A 19,747-nucleotide genomic window follows, 5' to 3' on the forward strand; every position below is an offset into this window, starting at 1 on the left:
GCTGATCGCTCCCCTATTGACTTTGAGGAGTAGCGGTGCAGCTCCGGCGCAGGAAGAGGGCGGCCGCCGTCGCGGTCGCCGTCATCGCGGGGACGCTGGGGGGAGCCACCGGCGCGCTGGCCGCCCCGCCGGTCGCGGGAACCTCGTCCGGCGATCAGGAGTCGCAGTCCGGGCTGCCGTCGGTGTGGCCGCGGCCGCAGTCGATGCGGGCCTCGGACCACGGGGTGACGGTCCCCGTCTCCGCCGACGCCGCTTCCGGCGTCGTGCTCGTGGCACCGCAGGGCACCGATCCGTACGCCGTGGACGCGCTGCGCACGCTGCTGCGCGAGGCCGGCGCGCGCCAGGTCCTGCGGGTCACCGACGAGGCCGCCGTGCCGTCCGGTTCCGGGCTCGTCGTGCGGATGGGCTCCGCGACCCCGGAGCGTGCGGCGGCTGCCTCCGCCACCCCCTCGTACCGGGCCGACTCCGCCGACAGCGGCGCCGCTTCGCTGGACGCCCTGCTGCGCTCGCTGGGCGCCGCGGCCCGCCGCGACCTGCCCTCCGGGGGCTACCGGCTCGCGGTCGGGCAGTCCGCGGGGCGGCCGACGGTGGCGCTGGAGGGCATCGGCGACGACGGCCTGTTCCACGCGGTGCAGACGCTGCGCCAGGTGGTCGAGGGGCGCCGGATCGCCGGGGTCGTGGTGCGCGACTGGCCCGGTACGGCGGTCCGTGGTCTGACCGAGGGTTTCTACGGCACCCCGTGGACGACCGAACAGCGGCTGGCGCAGCTGGACTTCATGGGCCGCACGAAGCAGAACCGCTATCTCTACGCCCCCGGTGACGATCTGTACCGGCAGGCCCGCTGGCGCGAGACGTATCCGGCGGCGCAGCGCGCCGACTTCCGCGAGCTGGCCGAGCGGGCCCGGGCCAACCATGTGACGCTCGCCTGGGCGGTCGCTCCCGGCCAGGCGATGTGCATGTCGTCGCAGGACGACGTCAAGGCGCTCACGCGCAAGCTGGACGCCATGTGGGCGCTGGGCGTGCGCGCCTTCCAGCTCCAGTTCCAGGACGTGTCGTACAGCGAATGGCACTGCGCGGCGGACGCCGAGGAGTTCGGCTCGGGCCCGAAGGCGGCGGCGAAGGCGCAGGCGAAGGTCGCGAACGCGGTGGCGCGGCACCTGGCCGCCCGGCACCCGGGCGCCGAACCGCTCTCCCTGATGCCGACCGAGTACTACCAGGACGGCAGGACGGCGTACCGCACGGCGCTCGCGGACGGCCTGGACGACCGGGTCCAGGTGGCGTGGACGGGTGTGGGCGTGGTCCCGCGGACCATCACCGGCGGTGAACTGGCGGGCGCGCGGCAGGCGTTCGGCTCGTCGGGCACGGCGCACAAGCTGCTCACCATGGACAACTACCCGGTCAACGACTACGCGCAGGACCGCATCTTCCTCGGCCCGTTCACCGGCCGCGAACCGGCGGTGGCCTCCGGCTCGGCGGCGCTCCTGTCGAACGCCATGGAGCAGCCTGCGGCCTCCCGCATCCCGCTGTTCACGGCCGCGGACTACGCGTGGAACCCGCGCGACTACCGCCCCCAGGAGTCCTGGAAGGCGGCGATCGACGACCTCGCGGACGGGAACGCCGCGCGCAGGGCGGCGCTCACCGCCCTCGCGGGCAACGACGCGTCCTCGGTGCTCGGCGCGGACGAGTCGGCGTATCTGACGCCGCTCATCTCCGCGTTCTGGCAGGCCCGTACGACGACGGACGCGGCCGGCAACGCCGAGGCGGCGAAGGCGCTGCGGGCCGCGTTCACCCAGATGCGGCGGACGCCCGGCGCGCTCGACGACACCGAGCTCGACTCCGAAGTGCGGCCCTGGAGTGACAAGTTGGGCCGCTACGGGCAGGCGGGCGAGGCCGCTGTCGACATGCTGGACGCGGCGCGGCGCGGCGACAGTGCGGCGGCGTGGCAGGCCGCGCGCCGTCTGGAGCAGCTGCGCGCCCGGCTCGGGTCGAACCAGGTGACGGTCGGCAAGGGGGTGCTCGACCCGTTCCTGGTGAAGGCCGAGAAGGCGTTCGCGGCGTGGGCGGGCGCCGACCGCGAGGATGCGGCGGCGGGCTCCACGGCCCAACTCCCGCGCGTGCGGGCCCTGTCCACGGTCACGGTGCTGAGCACCCCCGGCACGCAGGGCTCCGTGGAGGCGCACGTCCCCGGCGAGGGCTGGCGGCGCCTGGGCGGCCTCGCGGACGGCGGTTTCACGGAGCTGGACGCCGGCAACACGCGCGTGGACGCCCTGCGGGTCACGGGCGCGTCCGGCGCGGCGATCGACCACCTGGTCCCCTGGTACGCGGACGCCCCCAAGGCCGCCTTCTCGCTGACCCGCACCGAGGCCGACGCGGAGATCGGCGGCCCCGCGCAGACGGTGACGGCCCGGCTCACCTCGCGGCGCCCCGGCGACGTCAAGGGCGAGGTGACGGCGAAGGCCCCGCACGGCATCAAGGTCTCCGCGCCCAAGGAGTCCGAACTCCCGCGCGGCACCCGGGTGGACGTCCCGGTCGAGGTCACCGTCCCGGCCGGCACCCCCGCCGGGACCTACGAGATCCCCCTCGCCTTCGGCGCCGAGACCCGCACGGTCTCGGTCCGCGCCTACCCGCGCACCGCGGGCCCGGACCTGGGCCGCACCGGCACGGCGTCGTCCTCGGCGGACGAGACCCCCGACTTCCCCGCGAAGGCCGCCAACGACGGCGACAGCACGACCCGCTGGTCCTCCCCCGCCGAGGACGGCGCGTGGTGGCAGCTCGAACTCCCGAAGCCGGTCCGGCTGGGCCGGCTGATCCTCCACTGGCAGGACGCGTACGCCTCCTCGTACCGCATTCAGACCTCCGCGGACGGCCGCACCTGGCGCACGGCGGCGACCGTGCGGGACGGGCACGGCGGGCGCGAGTCGGTGCGCATGGACGCGAAGGACGTGCGGTTCGTACGGGTCGTCGGCGACAAGCGGGCGACCGAGTACGGGATCTCGCTGTGGTCGGTGGAGGCGTACGCGGTGGCGGACTGACCGCACCGGTCCCCGCCGCCGTGAACCGGTCGCCGCAGGCCGGTCGATAGACGGGGTGTGAGACTGTTCCGGCCCATGGGGGCTGATCAAGACACCGGCGACGGGGCGCTGCTGCGGGCCGTCGCACGGGGTGACGCGGACGCCCTGGCCGCGCTCTACGACCGGCACGCCGGCTGGCTGCACGCCCGGCTGAGCCGGCGCTGCGCGGATCCGGAAGCGGTGCGCGAGGTGCTTCAGGACACGTTCCTCGCGGTGTGGCGCTCGGCGAGCGCGCACCGCGGCGGCGAGGTCGGCGGCTGGCTGTGGACGATCGCCGCCCGCCGCCTGGTCGACCAGCAGCGGGTCCAGGCGCGCGCCGAGCGGTTCGACCCGCCCGCGGCCGACGCGGCGCCGTCCGCCGAGGAGCACGTGCTGGCCGGGCTCCGGTACGGCGACGTGGGCACCGCCCTCGACCGGATCTCCCCGGAGCTGCGCGATGTGCTCCGGGCCACCGTCGTGGACGGCCTGACCACCCGGGAGGCGGCGCGGCTGCTCGGCATACCCGAGGGCACCGTCAAGACCCGCGCGTCGCGCGCCCGCCGTGAACTGCGCGCCGCACTGGCCGCGCTGGCGGCCTCCGGACCCCTGGAACCCACGGGAGGCACCGCATGAGCGGCACCGGCACCGAGTGGCACGTGACCGAGAGCGCCGCCGCTCAGTACGTGGACGGCGTGCTCCCCGAGCCGGACTGCTGGTCCGTGGAGCGGCATCTGGAGGAGTGCGGGCGGTGTGCCGTACGGGTCTCGCGCGCGGCACGCGCAGGGGCGGCGGCGCCGGTGCTGGCCGGCGTGCGGGCCGAACTGCTCGCCGCCGTGCGGGAGTCGGAACCCGTCTCGGCGTCCCGGGTGCGGCGCCCGGCCCGGCTGCTGTGGAGCGTGGGTCCCGCGCTGCGCGGGCCGTGGCTGCTGGCGCTGCTCGTGGTGGCGGCGGGGGCGGTGGGGCTTGCGTACGGCGCCGGGTTCGACGGGGCGCTGCCGCTGCTGCTGGCCCTCGCGCCGGTGGTGCCCGTGGCCGGGGTCGCGATGTCGTTCGGGCGGCACGCCGACCCGCTGCACGAGATCGCCGCGTCGACGCCGTCGGGCGGGCTGCGCCTGATCCTGGTCCGCACCCTGGCCGTCCTCGCGGTGAGCCTGCCGCTGCTGACCGTGGCCGGGCTCCTGCTGCCCACGCCGCAGCACGCCCAGGCCCCCGCACCGGCGGCCTGGTTGCTCCCCGGTCTCGCCCTCACCCTGGCCGCGCTGGCGCTCGGCGGGTACGTGGGTCTGCGCGCCGCGACGGGCGCGGTCGGGGCCGGCTGGGCGGCCGCGGTGGCGGTGCCCGCGGCGGGGCCGCCCGCGCTCCTGTCCGCCCGGCTCGCCGAACAGCTCTCGCTCTACCTCGACGGACCCGTGGCGCAGACCGGCTGGGCGGCGGCACTCGTCGCGTGCGCCGCGCTGATCGCCGTACGCCGGTCCGCGTACGACCACCTGGAGACGATGTGACGACCACGACCACCACCCGCGCGGCAGCCGTGCGGGTGTCCGGGCTGACCGTCCGGCACCGCAGGACCACCGCCCTGGACGCCGTCGACCTGGACTTCGACAGCGGCGTGCACGGGCTGCTCGGTCCCAACGGCGCGGGCAAGACCTCCCTGATCCGTGTCCTCGCGACCGTGGCCACCCCCGCCTCGGGCCGGGTGGAGCTGTTCGGCGGCGACCTGGCGAGCTCCCGAGACCGGCGCGCGGCGCGCCGCCGGCTCGGGTATCTGCCGCAGGACTTCGGCTACTACCCGGGGTTCACCGTGCGCGAGTTCGTGGCGTACGTGGCCTGGCTGAAGGAGATGCCCGCGCAGGCGACCGGGGCGGCCGTGGAGCGGGCCGTCGAGCGCGTCGGTCTCGCGGACCGCATCGACGCGAAGATCAAGACGCTCTCCGGCGGCATGGTGCGCCGCGTCGGCATCGCGCAGGCCGTCGTCAACGATCCGCAGCTGCTTCTGCTCGACGAGCCGACCGCGGGTCTCGACCCCGAGCAGCGCGTCGAATTCCGTTCCCTGTTGCGGGAGCTGGGCGAGCAGACCACGGTCGTCGTCTCGACGCATCTCGTCGAGGACGTCGCCGCCGCCTGCACCGAGGTCACCTTGATCGAGCGCGGCACGGTCGCCTACCGGGGCACCCCCGCGGCGCTCGCCGCCCTCGGCCGCGACGGCGACGAGGCGGACGGCAACGCGATCGAGCGCGGGTACACCACGGCCCTGCGGGCGCACCGCGACGGCCCGGGCCGGGGGGTGCGGCGATGACTGCCCTCCTCGACGGCCGCGGACCGGCGACCGGGGCCCCGGCGCCACCGCCACGCCGGGCGCCGGGCGCCTTCCGCACGGAACTGCGGCGCGGCTTCGCACCATGGGCCGGTGCGGCACTGTTCCTCACCCTGGCGTGGGCGCTGGTCGCCAAGTCGGACGGCTGGCAGGGAAGCTGGGCACAGACGACCGAGACGCTGCGGCTGTCCGGGGTGATGCTCGGCGGGCCGCTCGCGCTCGGCGCGGGGTGCTGGCAGGGCGGCAGGGAGCGGCGCCGCGGCACCGCCGACCTGCGGGCGACGTCCGCCCGTGCGCCGCTGGCCCGCTTCGGCACGGCGGCCCTGCCGCTCGTCCTGTGGCTGATGGCGGGCTATGCGCTGGCGGTCGGCGGGGCACTGCTCGCCACCTGGCCGTACGCCCTTCAGGACAGCCCGTCGCCGACCGCGCCCCTCGGCGCCGCCGGAGTCGTCACGGCGTGCGCGCTGCTCGGGCATGTGGTGGGCGCGACGGTGCCGTGGCGGCTCGCGGCTCCGGTGCTCGCGGTCGCGGGGTACGGCGTCTTCGGCGTGCTGATCACCAAGCTGTCGTCGTCCGCGGTCCGTCACCTCGGCCCCGTTCCGTCCTACGCCGTCGGCCGCGAGCTGCTGGCCTGGTGGGCGCCGCTGCTGACGGCCGGGTGGTTCCTCGCGCTCGCCTGCACGGCGGTCCTCGCCCACGCGGCCCGCCGCCGCTGGACCGCGCTCGGCCCGCTCGCCGTGGCCCTGGCCGCGGCGCTCACCCTCGTGCATTCCGGCGCCGACATGGTGCGCCCCGACCCGCGCCGCCACCACCAGGTGTGCACCACGTCCACCACCCCGCAGATCTGTGTGAACGCCACCCGCGCCGCGCTGCTGCCCGAGGTGACGCGGGCCCTGACTCCGCTGCTGGCCAAGCTGAAGGGCGTACGGAACCTGCCGACACGCTTCGAGGACCTGCCGGGCCGCCCCGGCGCGGACGAGGCGAAACTGCCGATGGTCGACCTGGGCTGGCGGGTGGTCCGCGGGAGGATCACCGACCCCGCCCAGTTCGCGTGGGAGGCGCAGATGGCCCTGCACGGCTACGACTGCCCGGTCGAGTCGGTGCGGCCGACGGCGGCCATGACGAGGGCGGACCGGGCGGTGGAGCGCTGGCTCACACCCCGGGGGTACGACGTCGAGTCCGACCGGCAGCTCCTCGACGAGGCCCGCCGGCGGGGCGACACCGAACGGGTCGCCGAGCTCAAGGCGGAGAACGCCGCTTACACCCGGCTCGCCTCGATGCGCCCCGCCGAGCGCCGCGACTGGCTGAGCCGCTACTACGCCGCGACCCAGTCCTGCGAGCGTGACCCGGGCGAGGTGCCGGCCCTGTGAACCTCCCGACGCTCCCCTGCGCGCTGTACGCCCGCTCCCGGGCGGCCGCGTCGACGCTGGCCGCGATCGTGGGCGCCGCGCTGTTCACCCTGTGGGCGGCGACCCTGTCCTCGGCCTTCGTCGACCCGTACGAACGGGTGCCGCTGATCGCGCTCGCCCCGCTGATCGCCTCGTCCGCGATCGGGGTGAGCCTGCATCAGTACGCCCAGGAGCTGGACCGCGCCGCGGCCCGCCCCTGGCGCCCGCTGCGGCTCGCCCATCTGCTGGCCCTGACCGCGCTGGCGGCGGCGCTGCTCGCGCTCGCCGTACCCGGCCACGGTCAGGAGTACGGCGCCGCGGCCATGGTCCGCAATGTCCTCGGGGCCACCGGCATCACCGCGGGCGCGGCGGCCGTCATCGGCGCCCGGCTGAGCTGGCTGCCCACGGTGCTGTACTTCTGCGCCGTCTACCTGTCGTACTCGGCGCCGTATCTGCACAGCGCGACCCTGTGGACCTGGTCGATGCAGCCGGGCCCGCAGCCGGGGGCCTGGGCCGTGGCGCTGACGGCGTTCGTGCTCGGGGCGGGGGCGTACGTGGTGCGGGGCCTTCCGGCGCGGCGGGAACCGGCCTGACGGGCCGGTCCCGGCCCAGCGGAAGGGGGCGCCCGGAGACGGATCTCCGGGCGCCCCCTTCGGCGTGACGAGTGCCTACTTCTGCAACGGCGACGCCGCCAGCGACTGCGGCGACGTCGTCGACGCGTACGCCGAGGGCGCCGCCATCCCGGCCGTCGGGTCGGCCGCCGGCTCGTCGAGGGCGGCCGGGGCGCCGCCCACGATGCGGATGCCGGCCTCGTCGAAGGCGCGCTTGATGCGCCAGCGCAGTTCGCGCTCGACGGTGAGGGACTTGCCCGGCATCGTCTTGGCGCTGACCCGCACCACCATCGAGTCGAGCAGGACGCTGTCGAGGCCGAGGACCTCGACCGGGCCCCACAGCATCTCGTTCCACGGCTCGGCCTTGCTCATGGTCTCGCCGGTCTCGGACAGGACCGACTTCACCTTGTCGAGGTCCTCGTCGGCGCGGACGATGACGTCGACCCCGGCGGTGGCCCAGCCCTGGGAGAGGTTCCCTATCCGCTTGACCTCGCCGTTGCGCACGTACCAGATCTCGCCCTCGGCGCCGCGCAGCTTGGTGACGCGCAGGCCGACCTCGATGACCTCGCCGGAGGCGACGCCGGCGTCGACGGTGTCGCCGACGCCGTACTGGTCCTCAAGGATCATGAAGACGCCGGAGAGGAAGTCGGTGACCAGGTTGCGGGCGCCGAAACCGATGGCCACACCCGCGACACCGGCGGAGGCGAGCAGCGGGGCCAGATTGATCTCGAAGGCGCTGAGGATCATCAGGGCCGCTGTGCCGAGAATCACGAAGGACGCCACGGACCGCAGCACGCTGCCGATGGCCTGCGAGCGCTGCCGGCGCCGCTCGACGTTGACGAGCAGTCCGCCGAGCGCGGTGCCGTCGACGGCCTGCGCGGTGCGGTTCATGCGCTCGATCAGCTTGGTGATGGCGCGCCGGATGGCGACGCGCAGCACGGCGGCGACGACCACGATGAGCAGGACGCGCAGCCCGATCGCCAGCCAGGCGGACCAGTTCTCCTCGACCCAGCTGGCGGCCTGGCCGGCCTGCTCCTGGGCGTCCTTGAGCGTGGGCTGCTGACTGCTTCCGGTGTCTCCACCCGCGGCCGGCAGGACGGACAAGATCACGGCAGGTACCTCCAGGCGTTGCCTCTGCCCGCCGCAAGGCGGCACGACTCGGGGACGGGAGCGGGCAGGCCCACCACACTAACGGGGCATTGTGTGCGGATCGTTGTCATGTTCTAGGGAGAGACGGTGCTCACCCTGGTCTTCGCGGTTCCCGCGGTGGGCATGAAGGAGATGTGGTCGAAAACACTCCCAGCCCGTTACGCGGACATGGTGGCGCCACGACCAGCCATGAGGGGAGACTGACTACGAGATCGTCCCGGCGCGAGCCACGCGCCGCCGGCGTACAAGGAGGCATTCCGTGCCGCATGTCCTGGTCCTCAACGCGTCGTACGAGCCCCTCGGCGTCGTACCGCTCCGCCGCGCGCTCGTACTCGTACTCGAGAACAAGGCCACGTGCCTCGAGGAGTCCGGCGCCTTCATGCACAGCGCCACACGTACCGTCGCCGCGCCCAGCGTGGTCCGCCTCAAGCGGTTCGTAAAGGTCCCCTACCGGGGCCCTGTCCCCCTCACCCGACGTGCGCTGTTCGCCCGTGACGGCGGCCGGTGCATGTACTGCGGTGGCGTCGCAACCAGCGTCGACCACGTCATCCCGCGCAGTCGCGGGGGTCAGCACGTCTGGGACAACGTGGTGGCGTCGTGTCGCCGCTGCAATCACACGAAGGCCGACCGCCACCTGGTGGAGATCGGCTGGCGCCTGCGCCACAAGCCCGCACCTCCGACGGGCCTGGCCTGGCGGATCATCGGGACCGGGCATAGGGACCCGCGCTGGCTGCCGTACCTGCAGCCATTCGGCGCGGACGAGGCACTGGCCCGGATCGAAGGCATTTCCGCCTGAACATCGATCCGGGTCTTTGTCGTTTCGCGGCCGTCCGTCCCCGGATGGGACGGGCGGCTGTCAGCCGTTCCGGCTGACCTGCACCATGACGACACGCTCGCCACGGACATCCGTCCGATAGCCGAGCATGAGCATCCGGTTGTCCTCGTGGAGGCGGGCGTTGGGGAGTTTCGCCACGTTCCGCCATAGGGCTCGTCGAGCGCGTCCGTCAGGAGTGGTAGACCTTGCCCGATTTCCGATTCATGAAGTCCAGCCACAGCACCTCCAGCGGCGAGTGCGTCGAAGTCGCCCGCAGCGTTCCGGAAGTCGTGGCGATCCGCGACTCCGAGGTTCCCCACGTTCAGCCCGTCCTCCGTGTCTCGCCGCGGAGTCGGACCGCGTTCACCGACTCCCGGCGCTGACATGGACCACGTCGACGATTCCTCCCGGCACGCGTCGTCGTTCGGCGCGGCGGCCCGCGCCTACGCCGAGCACCGGCCGGACTACGCGCCGGACGCGGTGCGCTGGGCGCTGGGGCGTGCGCCCGGGGTGCGGGTGCTCGACCTCGGGGCGGGGACCGGGAAGCTGACCGCCGTGCTCGTGGGGATGGGGTTCGAGGTCGTCGCCGTCGAGCCCGACGCGGCCATGCTGGGCGAACTGCGCGCGGCGGTGCCGGGGGTGCGCGCGTTGCACGGGAGCGCCGAGCGGATTCCGTTGCCGGACGCCTCCGTCGACGCGGTGCTGGCGGGCAACGCCCTGCACTGGTTCGACATGGCCGTCGCGGGGCCGGAGCTCGCCCGGGTCCTTGCGCCGGGTGGGGTGCTGGCCGGGCTGTGGAACCTCATGGACGACGAGGTCGGGTGGGTGGCCGGGCTCGCGCGGGCCGGCGGGAGCGCGGCGGTCGGGCCCCGGGACACGCCTGCCGCCTGGCGGGCCGCGACGGCCCGGCTGCACCTTCCGGGAGGCGGCGGTGACGCCCGGTTCGGTTCGGCGGAGCAGGCCGACTTCGCGCACGGACAGCGCCGCACCGCCGACTCGCTCGTCGCGACCCTGGCCACACGCGCGGGGATCCTGGTCATGCCCGAGCCGGAACGGGAAGCCCTCCTGGGGCGGATCCGGGGCTTCCTCGCGGGCACGCCGGAGACGGCCCACGGAACCTTCACCCTGCCGCTGCGGACCGGGGTGCTGCGGGCGCGGCGGCTGTGATCCAAGCCGAAAAGGACCCCTGGCCGGGGCCCGCCCCGCCCCGTCACCGTGTCCGTCGGTGCCGGCTGCGGCGGCGTACCGGGCCCGCGAACAGGATCGCCACGGCGGACGCCAGGGCCAGCACCACGCGGGCAGTGAGCGCCCAGTCGTGCGCGGCGAACCAGTCGTGGAACACGGAGAGTTGGGTGAGCAGCAGCACCGCCCAGCACAGCGACCAGGCGCCCCACCAGCGGGGCCGGCGTATCTGACCGCGTAGCCACGGCACCGCCGTCCTTCCGGTGACCAGCGTCCGGACCCCCACCACCAGGCCCCCCGCCCCCAGGACGACGAACACGACGTCGAACGCCCGCGTCACGGCATCCGTCCCCGACATGGTTGCCCCCGTTCCCCGGGCCCCGATCCCCGACCCCCGTTGCCCGATCCCCGTTCCCGTCGCGCCCGCGCGCGAAGGTGGGCGCAGTACACAGTCCCACCCCGCGCACCGGATTCACATCCCCTTCACAGCTGCCACACCTGCGAAAACGACGTCCACGCTGACGCGCACCGCGGACGTGGTGTTCGCCGACGTGGGCGCGTGCGTCCTGCTCTACCGCGGCACCACGTTCGCCACCGCTTGCAAGGTGCTGGGCCCGTACGACGAGTCCACCTGCACCGCGACTCCCTTTCCCCGCAGTTCAAGGCCAAGGGCGCCACCTCGTGCACGACGGTGAAGTCCGTGATCTCCGGGCAGCACCGCATAACGACTTGGCCGTGAAGGGGGCGCCATCTCTTGACGCCCCCTTCACGTGCGTCTTAGGTTCCTCGCACCAATAGGAAACCTTCCTAACAGTGCTGCGAGGAGGCAGACCGACGATGGGCGTCACCCCCGGCACCCCCAGCGTGCTGCGCGCCATGAACGACCGCGCCGCGCTCGATCTGCTCGTCGCGCACGGACCGCTCACCCGGACCCGGATCGGTGAGCTCACCGGGCTCTCCAAGCCGACGACCTCGCAGATCCTCGGGCGGCTCGAAGCCGCCGGGCTCGTGCGCACCACCGGGAGCCAGACCGGGCGGCCGGGCCCGAACGCCCTGCTCTACGAGGTCGCCCCGGACGCCGCGCACGTCGCCGCGCTCTCCGCCGACCCGACCGGCATCACCGCGGTCGTCGCCGACATCACCGGCACCGAGCGCGGCCGCCGCCGGATCGAGGCCGTCGCCGTGGCGGAGGACGTGCGCCACCGCACCGCGCAGCTCGTCGCCGAGGCCGTCGAGGGCGCCCTCCAGCAGGCCGGGCTCGGGCACGACGACCTGACCGCCACCGTCATCGGCACCCCCGGCGCCATCGACCCGCACACCGGCCAGCTGCGCTACGCCCCGCACCTGCCGGGCTGGCACTCGCGCACCCTGCGCGCCGAACTCGCCGAGGTGCTCGGCACGCCCGTCTCCATCGAGAACGACGTCAACCTCGCCGCGCTCGCCGAGCAGTACGAGGGCGCCGCCCAGGACCACGACGACTTCGTGCTCGCCTACGTCGACGAGGGCGTCGGTGCCGCCATCGTGCTGGGCGGCATGCTGCTGCGCGGAGCCACCGGCGGCGCGGGCGAGATCGGCTACATGCCGCTGCCCGGCGCCCCGCTGGCCCGCGGCGACGACTCCGTGCACGCCCGCACCGACGCGGGCGGCGGCTTCCAGAGCCTGGTCGCCGCGCCCGCCGTGCGCCACCTCGCGGGCGGCGTCAAGAACCTCGGCGAGGCGCTGAGCAGCCCCGGGGTGCTCGACGAGGTCGCCCGGCGGCTCGCCACCGGACTCGCCGCCGTCGTCGCCGTCGTCGACCCCGAACTCGTCGTGCTGTCCGGGCAGGTCGCCCAGGCCGGCGGCGACGCCCTGCGCGAGCGCGTCGAGCGGGAGCTCACCGGGCTCGCGCTGCCCCGGCCGCTGCTGCGCATCAGCGAGCTGGCCGACGACCCGATCCTCACCGGCGCCCTGCGCACGGCCCTCACCCAGGCCCGCGACACCGTCTTCGACACCAGCAACGCCTGACCCCTCTCCCAGAGAAGCCCCGACTCCCCCTCCACGTAAGGACGTTCGCCATGCCGCGATGGCGCATACCCCTGCGCGCACCCGTGGTGCTCGCCGCGGCCGGACTGCTGCTCGCCGGCTGCGCCAATCCGAGTACCGGCAGCGCCGACGACGACCCGGCCAAGCCCGTCACGCTGAAGTTCTGGCACGGCTGGTCGGCGCCCGGCGAGGTGAAGGCGATCAACGACTCGATCGCCCGCTTCGAGAAGCTGCACCCGAACATCAAGGTCGAGGCCACCGGCAACGTCTCCGACGCCACCGTCAACCAGGCACTGCGCGCGGGCGGCGGCGAGGCCCCGGACGTCGTCTCGTCGTTCACCACCAACAACGTCGGCCAGTACTGCGACTCCGGCATGTGGGCCGACCTCGACCCGTTCATGAAGAAGACCGGGCTCGACAAGACCAAGGTATTCCCCAAGTCCCTTCTGGACTACACGAGTTATCACGGCAATCAGTGCGCGCTGCCGCTGCTCGCCGACGCCTTCGGCATGTACTACAACAAGGACGCCTTCAAGGAGGCGGGGATCGAACGGCCCCCGCACACCATGTCGGAGTTCATCGCCGACGCGAAGAAACTCACCAAGAGGAAGGGGAGTTCGTACCAGCGCGTCGGCTTCATGCCGAACTTCCGGCTCTACCAGAACAGCCCCGACCGGCTGTTCGCGCAGTGGGGACCGACCTACTTCGACAAGGACGGGAAGTCGCGGCTCGCCAAGGACCCGGCGACTTACGACTTCTTCAAGACCTCGAAGAAGCTGATGGACGCGCAGGGCGGATACAACGCCCTGGAGAAGTTCCGCACCTCGTTCGGCGACGAGATGTCGAACCAGAACGCCTTTCTCAGCGGCAAGCTGGCGATGCATCTCGACGGTGAGTGGCGCGGTCTGATGCTCGACGAGTCGAAGGCGAAGTTCGACTGGGGCGTCGCCCCGCTGCCCGTCCCCGACGACCAGGCCGAGACGTACGGCCGCGGCTATCTGACGGGCACCGTCGCCGGTATCGCGCACAGCAGCAAGCACCAGAACGCGGCCTGGGAACTGGTGAAGTTCCTGACCGCCGACACCGACCAGGTCGTCAGCTTCGCGAACGCCATCCACAACGTGCCGTCGACGTACGCCGCGCTCAAGTCGCCGAAGCTGGACGCCGATCCGTCGTTCCGCGCCTTCCTCGACATCGCGAAGAACAAGTACAGCCAGGTCATGCCGTCGTCGACGAACGGCGGCATGTACATCGTGCAGCTGCAGGACTTCTCGTACACCGAGGAGGCCGGAAGGGTCCCGGATCTCAGGGCCGGCCTGAAACGCCTCGACACACTCATCGACGCCGACACGCTGCAGTCGCAGAACTGAGGACCGCGCCATGGCAATCGCTCTCTCCCGGCCCGCGCGGCGCAGACTGCGCACGCTCGGGTTCCTCTCCCCCTGGCTCAGCGGGTTCAGCGTCTTCTTCGCGTATCCGCTGCTGGCCACCGTCTACTTCTCGTTCATGCACTACAACCAGATCAAGGCGCCCACCTTCGTGGGGCTGCGGAACTGGAAGTACGTGTTCCAGGACATGCCGCTGTTCGGTCCCGCCCTGTGGAACACGCTGTGGCTGGTCGTCGTGATGGTGGCGCTGCGGGTGGTCTTCGGGCTCTCGCTCGGACTGCTCGTCACGAAGATCAAGAGCGGCGTCGGCTTCTTCCGCACCGCCTTCTATCTCCCGTACCTCGCCCCGCCGGTGGCGGCCACCGTCGCCTTCGTCTTCCTCCTCAACCCGGCGACCGGGCCGGTCAACGAGGTGCTGGCGAAGATCGGCATCGAAGGACCGAACTGGTTCAACGACCCCTCCTGGGCCAAGCCGTCCCTCGTCCTGCTGTCCCTGTGGGGCATCGGTGACCTGATGGTCATCTTCATGGCCGCGCTGCTCGACGTACCGAAGGAGCAGTACGAGGCGGCGGAGCTGGACGGGGCGGGCGCCTGGAGCAAGTTCCGGTACGTGACCTGGCCCTCGATCACCCCGATCGTGATGTTCGCCGTGGTCACCGGGGTCGTCCAGACCATGCAGTACTACACGCAGGCCCTGGTCGCCGGAAAGATCGCGTCCGGCGTCTCGATCGGCCCCGGCTCCGTCATCCAGCCCGGCTACCCCGACCACTCGACCCTCACGGTCCCCCAGCTCGTCTACTCGATGGGCTTCCAGAACTTCAACACCGGTGCGGCGTGCGTGCTCTCGCTCGTGCTGTTCGTCATCGCCATGGCCGTGACCATGCTGCTCATGCGCAAGCGCTCGGGCCTGCTCTCGGCGGAGGACTGATCCATGACCACGACGACCCTGCGCCCGGCCCCCGCCGTCGCCCCCACCGAACTCGGCCGGCCCGCCCGGCAGCGCGCCCGCCGCAAGGAGATCCTCCACTGGATCGCCGTGCACAGCATCGCCATCGCCGTGGCCCTGCTGTTCATCCTCCCCTTCGTGTTCGTCTTCCTGACGTCCGTGATGAGCGACGACCAGGCGATGAGCGGCGACCTGTGGCCGAACTCCTGGCACTGGGAGAACTACAAGGCGGTCTTCGAGACGGACGGCTTCCTCGACTGGTGGAAGAACTCGATCTTCTACGCGGTCGTGGGCACCCTGTTCACGGTGTGCTCGGCGATCCCGGTCGCCTACGCGCTCGCCAAGTTCCGCTTCCGCGGCCGCCGCACGGCGATGATCCTCGTCATCTCGACGATGATGCTGCCGCCTCAGGTCATCGTGATCCCGATGTACCTGGTGTGGGCGCAGCAGTTCCATCTGTCGGGCACGCTGTGGCCGCTGATCATCCCGATGGCGTTCGGCGACGCGTACTCGATCTTCCTCCTTCGCCAGTTCCTGCTGACGATCCCGAAGGAGTACATCGAGTCGGCGAAGGTCGACGGCTGCGGTGAACTGCGCACGCTGCTGCGGATCGTGGTGCCGATGGCCAAGCCGGGCATCGCCGCGATCGCGCTGTTCCAGTTCTTCTACTGCTGGAACGACTACTTCGGGCCGCAGATCTACGCGGCCCAGAACCCGGCGTCGTGGACGCTGTCGTACGGCCTCGAATCCTTCAAGTCCGCGCACAGCGTGAACTGGAATCTGACGATGGCCGCGACGCTGCTCGTGATGGCGCCGGTCTGTCTCGTCTTCTTCTTCGCACAAAAGGCCTTCGTCGAAGGCGTCACCCTCACCGGGGTAAAGGGCTAAGGCCCCAAGGGCTAAGGACGGTCATTCAGTCATGAAGCTTGCAGTGGTCGGCGGCGGGTCGACCTACACACCCGAACTCATCGACGGTTTCGCGCGGTTGCGGGACACCCTGCCCATCGAGGAGCTGGTCCTCGTCGACCCGGCGGCGGACCGCCTGGAGCTGGTCGGCGGCCTCGCGCGCCGCATCTTCGCCAAGCAGGGGCACCCGGGCGTCATCCGCACCACGTCCGACGTGGACGCGGGCGTCGCGGACGCCGACGCCGTGCTGCTCCAGCTGCGCGTCGGCGGGCAGGCGGCCCGTAACCAGGACGAGACGTGGCCGCTGGAGTGCGGCTGCGTCGGGCAGGAGACGACGGGCGCCGGCGGTCTCGCCAAGGCGCTGCGGACCGTGCCGGTCGTGCTCGACATCGCCGAGCGCGTGCGCCGCGCCAACCCGAACGCCTGGATCATCGACTTCACCAACCCGGTCGGCATCGTGACCCGGGCCCTGCTGCAGGCCGGGCACAAGGCGGTCGGCCTGTGCAACGTCGCCATCGGCTTCCAGCGCAAGTTCGCAAAGCTGCTCGACGTGACGCCGTCGCAGGTGCACCTCGACCACGTCGGGCTCAACCACCTCACGTGGGAGCTGGGCGTCCGGCTCGGCGGCCCGGACGGCGAGAACGTGCTGCCGCGGCTGCTCGCCGAGCACGGCGACGCGGTCGCCGAGGACCTGCACATGCCGCGCGCGATCGTCGACCGCCTGGGGGTCGTGCCCTCGTACTACCTGCGCTACTACTACCAGCATGACGAGGTCGTACGAGAGCTGCGCACCAAGCCGTCCCGCGCCGCTCAAGTGGCGCAAATGGAACGGGAGTTGCTGACCATGTACGGGGACCCGTCGCTCGACGAGAAGCCTGCGCTGCTCGCGAAGCGGGGCGGCGCCTTCTACAGCGAGGCAGCGGTCGACCTGGCCGCCTCGCTGCTGGGCGGAGGGGGCTCGCCGTACCAGGTGGTGAACACGTACAACAACGGCACGCTGCCGTTCCTGCCGGACGACGCGGTCATCGAGGTGCAGGCGGCCGTGGACGGCAAGGGCGCCCGCCCGCTGCCGGTGGCCTCCCTGGACCCGCTGTACGCGGGGCTCATCGCGAACGTCACCGCGTACGAGGACCTGGCCCTGGAGGCGGCGCTGCGCGGCGGCCGCGACCGCGTCTTCAAGGCGCTCCTCTCGCACCCGCTGGTGGGCCAGTACGCGTACGCCGAGCAGCTCACCGACCAGCTGATCGCGCACAACCGGGAGCATCTCGCGTGGGCCTGACCACCACCCTGCTCGCCATCGACGCGGGCAACAGCAAGACCGACGTCGCGGTGGTCGCGGCCGACGGCACCGTCGTCGGCGCGGCCCGCGGCGGCGGGTTCCAACCGCCCCGGGTGGGCGTCGAGGCCGCCGTGGACGTGCTCGCGGACCCGGTCGGCCGGGCGCTCGCCGAGGCGGGGCTCGACACGGTGAGCCATGTGTCGGCCTGCCTGGCCAACGCCGATCTCCCGGTCGAGGAGAAGGAGTTGGCGCTCGCCCTGCGCGGCCGCGGGTGGGCGTCGAGCGGCAGTGTCGACGTCCGCAACGACACCTTCGCCGTGCTGCGCGCGGGCCTCCTGGAGGACGCCGAACCGCGCGGCGTCGCCGTCGTCTGCGGCGCGGGCATCAACTGCGTGGGCATGCTGCCCGACGGCCGCACCGCCCGCTTCCCCGCGATCGGCAAGCTGTCCGGCGACTGGGGCGGCGGCGGGGGCCTGGCGGAGGAGGCCCTCTGGTTCGCGGCCCGCGCCGAGGACGGCCGCGGCGACGCGACCGCCCTGATGCACGACCTCCCGGCCCACTTCGGGCTCGGCTCCATGTACGCCCTGATCGAGGCGTTGCACCTGGGCCGGATCCCAGAGGCGCGGCGCCACGAGTGCACTCCGGTGCTGTTCGCCACGGCGGCGGCCGGGGACGCGGTGGCCCGCGCGGTGGTGGACCGGATGGCCGACGAAGTGGTGGCCATGTCGACGGTCGCGCTGCGCCGGCTCGACCTGCTTCCGGAGGAGGTCCCCGTCCTCCTCGGTGGCAGCGTGCTCGCCGCACGCCACCCACAACTGGAAGCACGCATCCGCGAGTTGCTGGCGGCCCGCGCCCCGAAGGCGGCGGTGCGGGTGGTCTCGGAGCGTCCGGTACTCGGCGCCGCGCTGCTCGGTCTGGACGCGGTGGGGGCCGGCGCCGAGGCGTATGTCCGGGTGCGGGAGCACTACGCGCCGTAGCTCCGGTGGTGCGTTGCCGGGTGCGGGTCCGGTGGGGGCTGGTCGCGCAGTTCCCCGCGCCCCTGAAGGCATGCGCTGACGCGCAGCCTTCCCCTGGAGGTAGCGCACGCAGTGCGCACCTCCAGGGGCGCGGGGAACTGCGCGACCAGCCATGACGAAAGCCGCACCCGGCAACAAACCCACCCCCTACGGCGGGACTCCCCGAAATCCCCGGGAACCTTTCCGTCCCGCACCGCCTCCGGAGGGTGCCGCACGAACAAAGCCGTGCGCACCCTACGGAGGCCCGAATGACATCGCCCCGAACCGCCGCAACCCTCGTAGCCGCCACCCTCACCTTCGACGGCCTGCTCCACGTCTACTGGTCCACCGGCTCCACCTGGCCGGCGAGGACCGAACCGGCGCTCTCCCAGGCCGTGCTGGGCCTGGACGCCCCGTTCACGCCACCCGTGGTGCTCCCCCTGGCCGCCCTCCTGTTCACCGCGTCCGGCGTCGTCGTCACGTGCGCCCGCCGCCCCGGAGCACGGCTGCCGCGCCTCGGGACGGCCGCCGTGGCCGCGGGGCTGGCCCTGCGCGGCGCGGCCGGCCTGTACTGGATCGCGGCGAAGGACCCGGGCACCGCCTTCTACTGGCTCAACCTGGGCCTGTACACGCCCCTTTGCGGCGCGCTCGCCCTCGCCGCGGCCCGGGTCGCGCGGCAGGACCGCGGGGCGCTGCGCGAGGATGCCGTACGTGCCTGAGGACGTCGACGCCGAGACCGTACGGGCCGCCCAGCGGGGCGACACCCTCGCCATGGCGGCCCTGCTCGACCGGCTGGCCCCGTACGTCGGGCGGATCTGCGGCCCCATCGCGCTCGACGACGGCGCGGACGCGGCGCAGGAGACGCTGGTGGCCGTCTTCAGATCGCTGCGCACGCTCAAGGACCCGGCCGCCCTGCGCGGCTGGGCCCGCGCCATCGCCGTGCGCGAGGCGGTGCGCGTCGCCCGCAGGTCGGCGCGCGCCGTCCCGGTGGACCTGAGCACGCTGCCCGCGCGCGGGGACGCCCAACTCGGCGCCGACATCCGGGACGTGCTGGACCGGCTCTCCCCCGAGCACCGTGCCGTGCTCGTCCTGCGCGACGTGGAGGGCCTGGACGAACGGGCCGCGGCCGAGCTGCTCGGCGTCCGCGTCGGCACCGTCAAGTCCCGGCTGTCCCGGGCCCGCGAGACCTTCCGAAAGGCGTGGACGTCATGAGCGAACGCACCGAAGTGCCCTGGCCCCGTGCCGACCTCGACCCGGTGCGGCGGCTGCGGGTGCTGGCCGCCGCGATCCCCGGCGCCGCCGTCACCGAGGGCCTGATCGACGCGCCGTACGCGCGCGTGGCGGCTCTGCTGGCCGATCTGGAGGGCGAGTTCGGGCAGGTCGTCACCGATCTGCACCGGATGCGTCTCGTGCGGCGCAGCGGCGAACGGGTCGAGCTGCTGGCCCGCAGCAGGTACGGGATGCGGGCCAGGCTGCGCGGGGTGCAGCGGCCCGGCTGGTGCTGGCTGCAGAGCCGGTTCCTGCTCGTGGGGGTGGCCGCGGCCGAGGACGCGGGCGGCACCCGGGTCGCGTTCACCGGCGGGGTGCGGGTGCCGGGCCGTGCGGCACTCGTGCCGCTGGGGGTGCGGCGCGAGGGACGCCGGGCCGTCGCCCGGCTCGGCACCCTGGTCTGAGGGGCCGCACGGGGAACCGATCCCCCCTCC

Annotated in this window: 20 protein-coding genes; 18 read left to right on the forward strand and 2 right to left on the reverse strand. The window is 73.0% G+C overall.

The window, feature by feature from the left end; all coding sequences use genetic code 11:
* Positions 1-35 precede the first annotated feature (35 nt).
* The 6 genes from J3486_RS22605 to J3486_RS22630 all read left to right on the forward strand — a co-directional run bounded on the left by J3486_RS22605 (position 36) and on the right by J3486_RS22630 (position 7,345).
* Positions 36-3,032, forward strand: a complete 2,997-nt coding sequence (locus J3486_RS22605) for a beta-N-acetylglucosaminidase domain-containing protein (RefSeq protein WP_207823058.1) — start codon at positions 36-38, stop codon at positions 3,030-3,032.
* Between the two features lie 75 nt (positions 3,033-3,107).
* Entirely contained in the window at positions 3,108-3,683 is a 576-nt protein-coding gene (locus J3486_RS22610) for an RNA polymerase sigma factor (RefSeq protein WP_207823060.1), read from the forward strand.
* Positions 3,680-4,552: a zf-HC2 domain-containing protein gene (locus J3486_RS22615; RefSeq protein WP_207823062.1), complete on the forward strand. Its 873-nt coding sequence runs from the start codon at positions 3,680-3,682 to the stop codon at positions 4,550-4,552. Before J3486_RS22610 ends, J3486_RS22615 begins: the two co-directional genes overlap by 4 nt.
* Complete coding sequence (locus J3486_RS22620; RefSeq protein WP_307804897.1) at positions 4,549-5,346, forward strand: ATP-binding cassette domain-containing protein; 798 nt, start codon at positions 4,549-4,551, stop codon at positions 5,344-5,346. Before J3486_RS22615 ends, J3486_RS22620 begins: the two co-directional genes overlap by 4 nt.
* Entirely contained in the window at positions 5,343-6,734 is a 1,392-nt protein-coding gene (locus J3486_RS22625) for a hypothetical protein (protein WP_207823064.1), read from the forward strand. The genes J3486_RS22620 and J3486_RS22625 overlap by 4 nt, the downstream gene beginning before the upstream one ends.
* The gene (locus J3486_RS22630) at positions 6,731-7,345 is read left to right on the forward strand and encodes a hypothetical protein (RefSeq protein ID WP_207823065.1); all 615 of its coding nucleotides are present in this window, start codon (positions 6,731-6,733) and stop codon (positions 7,343-7,345) included. Before J3486_RS22625 ends, J3486_RS22630 begins: the two co-directional genes overlap by 4 nt.
* 75 nt (positions 7,346-7,420) lie before the next feature.
* On the opposite strand, the gene J3486_RS22635 is transcribed toward J3486_RS22630, so the two are convergent.
* The gene (locus J3486_RS22635; RefSeq protein WP_307804898.1) at positions 7,421-8,473 is read right to left on the reverse strand and encodes a mechanosensitive ion channel family protein; all 1,053 of its coding nucleotides are present in this window, start codon (positions 8,471-8,473) and stop codon (positions 7,421-7,423) included.
* Positions 8,474-8,771: 298 nt separating this feature from the next.
* Here J3486_RS22635 and J3486_RS22640 point away from each other — a divergent pair, with 298 nt between their 5' ends.
* From J3486_RS22640 to J3486_RS22650, 3 genes are all read left to right on the forward strand, one after another.
* The gene (locus tag J3486_RS22640) at positions 8,772-9,308 is read left to right on the forward strand and encodes an HNH endonuclease (protein ID WP_207823067.1); all 537 of its coding nucleotides are present in this window, start codon (positions 8,772-8,774) and stop codon (positions 9,306-9,308) included.
* A gap of 242 nt (positions 9,309-9,550) precedes the next feature.
* Positions 9,551-9,709, forward strand: a complete 159-nt coding sequence (locus tag J3486_RS22645; protein WP_307804912.1) for a DUF397 domain-containing protein — start codon at positions 9,551-9,553, stop codon at positions 9,707-9,709.
* 1 nt (position 9,710) lies between these two features.
* Positions 9,711-10,493, forward strand: a complete 783-nt coding sequence (locus J3486_RS22650) for a class I SAM-dependent methyltransferase (protein ID WP_207823070.1) — start codon at positions 9,711-9,713, stop codon at positions 10,491-10,493.
* A 43-nt stretch (positions 10,494-10,536) separates the two neighbouring features.
* Here the strand turns inward: J3486_RS22650 and J3486_RS22655 are convergent, their stop codons facing one another.
* On the reverse strand, positions 10,537-10,866 hold the full coding sequence (locus J3486_RS22655; RefSeq protein WP_207823082.1) for a hypothetical protein: 330 nt from the start codon (positions 10,864-10,866) through the stop codon (positions 10,537-10,539).
* A gap of 479 nt (positions 10,867-11,345) precedes the next feature.
* On the opposite strand from J3486_RS22655, the gene J3486_RS22660 reads away from it, so the two are divergent.
* The 9 genes from J3486_RS22660 to J3486_RS22700 all read left to right on the forward strand — a co-directional run bounded on the left by J3486_RS22660 (position 11,346) and on the right by J3486_RS22700 (position 19,717).
* Positions 11,346-12,512: an ROK family transcriptional regulator gene (locus tag J3486_RS22660; protein WP_207823084.1), complete on the forward strand. Its 1,167-nt coding sequence runs from the start codon at positions 11,346-11,348 to the stop codon at positions 12,510-12,512.
* 50 nt (positions 12,513-12,562) lie between these two features.
* Positions 12,563-13,900, forward strand: coding sequence for an extracellular solute-binding protein (locus J3486_RS22665; protein ID WP_207823085.1), 1,338 nt, complete (start codon positions 12,563-12,565; stop codon positions 13,898-13,900).
* A gap of 10 nt (positions 13,901-13,910) precedes the next feature.
* A complete protein-coding gene (locus J3486_RS22670; protein WP_207823087.1) occupies positions 13,911-14,846 on the forward strand; it encodes a carbohydrate ABC transporter permease in 936 nt (311 codons plus the stop codon).
* A gap of 3 nt (positions 14,847-14,849) precedes the next feature.
* A complete protein-coding gene (locus tag J3486_RS22675) occupies positions 14,850-15,752 on the forward strand; it encodes a carbohydrate ABC transporter permease (RefSeq protein ID WP_207823089.1) in 903 nt (300 codons plus the stop codon).
* A gap of 31 nt (positions 15,753-15,783) precedes the next feature.
* Positions 15,784-17,049 (forward strand): 6-phospho-beta-glucosidase, encoded by a 1,266-nt coding sequence (locus J3486_RS22680; protein ID WP_207823091.1) that lies wholly within the window; start codon positions 15,784-15,786, stop codon positions 17,047-17,049.
* Entirely contained in the window at positions 17,040-18,026 is a 987-nt protein-coding gene (locus J3486_RS22685; RefSeq protein ID WP_207823093.1) for an N-acetylglucosamine kinase, read from the forward strand. Before J3486_RS22680 ends, J3486_RS22685 begins: the two co-directional genes overlap by 10 nt.
* 287 nt (positions 18,027-18,313) lie before the next feature.
* On the forward strand, positions 18,314-18,763 hold the full coding sequence (locus tag J3486_RS22690) for a DUF3995 domain-containing protein (protein ID WP_207823094.1): 450 nt from the start codon (positions 18,314-18,316) through the stop codon (positions 18,761-18,763).
* Positions 18,756-19,256, forward strand: coding sequence for an RNA polymerase sigma factor (locus J3486_RS22695; RefSeq protein ID WP_374194756.1), 501 nt, complete (start codon positions 18,756-18,758; stop codon positions 19,254-19,256). Before J3486_RS22690 ends, J3486_RS22695 begins: the two co-directional genes overlap by 8 nt.
* A complete protein-coding gene (locus J3486_RS22700) occupies positions 19,253-19,717 on the forward strand; it encodes a hypothetical protein (RefSeq protein ID WP_207823098.1) in 465 nt (154 codons plus the stop codon). The genes J3486_RS22695 and J3486_RS22700 overlap by 4 nt, the downstream gene beginning before the upstream one ends.
* Positions 19,718-19,747: the final 30 nt, after the last annotated feature.

The organism is Streptomyces sp. VRA16 Mangrove soil, assembly GCF_017377775.1.
Classification (GTDB): domain Bacteria; phylum Actinomycetota; class Actinomycetes; order Streptomycetales; family Streptomycetaceae; genus Streptomyces.

Bases quoted from the DNA above. Each gene is read 5' to 3' on its own strand.
- J3486_RS22670 (WP_207823087.1), top strand. From the start codon at position 13,911: ATGGCAATCGCTCTCTCCCGGCCCGCGCGGCGCAGACTGCGCACGCTC.
- J3486_RS22675 (WP_207823089.1), top strand. From the start codon at position 14,850: ATGACCACGACGACCCTGCGCCCGGCCCCCGCCGTCGCCCCCACCGAA.
- J3486_RS22660 (WP_207823084.1), top strand. From the start codon at position 11,346: ATGGGCGTCACCCCCGGCACCCCCAGCGTGCTGCGCGCCATGAACGAC.
- J3486_RS22625 (WP_207823064.1), top strand. From the start codon at position 5,343: ATGACTGCCCTCCTCGACGGCCGCGGACCGGCGACCGGGGCCCCGGCG.
- J3486_RS22655 (WP_207823082.1), bottom strand. From the start codon at position 10,866: ATGTCGGGGACGGATGCCGTGACGCGGGCGTTCGACGTCGTGTTCGTC.
- J3486_RS22680 (WP_207823091.1), top strand. From the start codon at position 15,784: ATGAAGCTTGCAGTGGTCGGCGGCGGGTCGACCTACACACCCGAACTC.
- J3486_RS22690 (WP_207823094.1), top strand. From the start codon at position 18,314: ATGACATCGCCCCGAACCGCCGCAACCCTCGTAGCCGCCACCCTCACC.
- J3486_RS22615 (WP_207823062.1), top strand. From the start codon at position 3,680: ATGAGCGGCACCGGCACCGAGTGGCACGTGACCGAGAGCGCCGCCGCT.
- J3486_RS22700 (WP_207823098.1), top strand. From the start codon at position 19,253: ATGAGCGAACGCACCGAAGTGCCCTGGCCCCGTGCCGACCTCGACCCG.
- J3486_RS22610 (WP_207823060.1), top strand. From the start codon at position 3,108: ATGGGGGCTGATCAAGACACCGGCGACGGGGCGCTGCTGCGGGCCGTC.
- J3486_RS22650 (WP_207823070.1), top strand. From the start codon at position 9,711: ATGGACCACGTCGACGATTCCTCCCGGCACGCGTCGTCGTTCGGCGCG.
- J3486_RS22645 (WP_307804912.1), top strand. From the start codon at position 9,551: ATGAAGTCCAGCCACAGCACCTCCAGCGGCGAGTGCGTCGAAGTCGCC.
- J3486_RS22665 (WP_207823085.1), top strand. From the start codon at position 12,563: ATGCCGCGATGGCGCATACCCCTGCGCGCACCCGTGGTGCTCGCCGCG.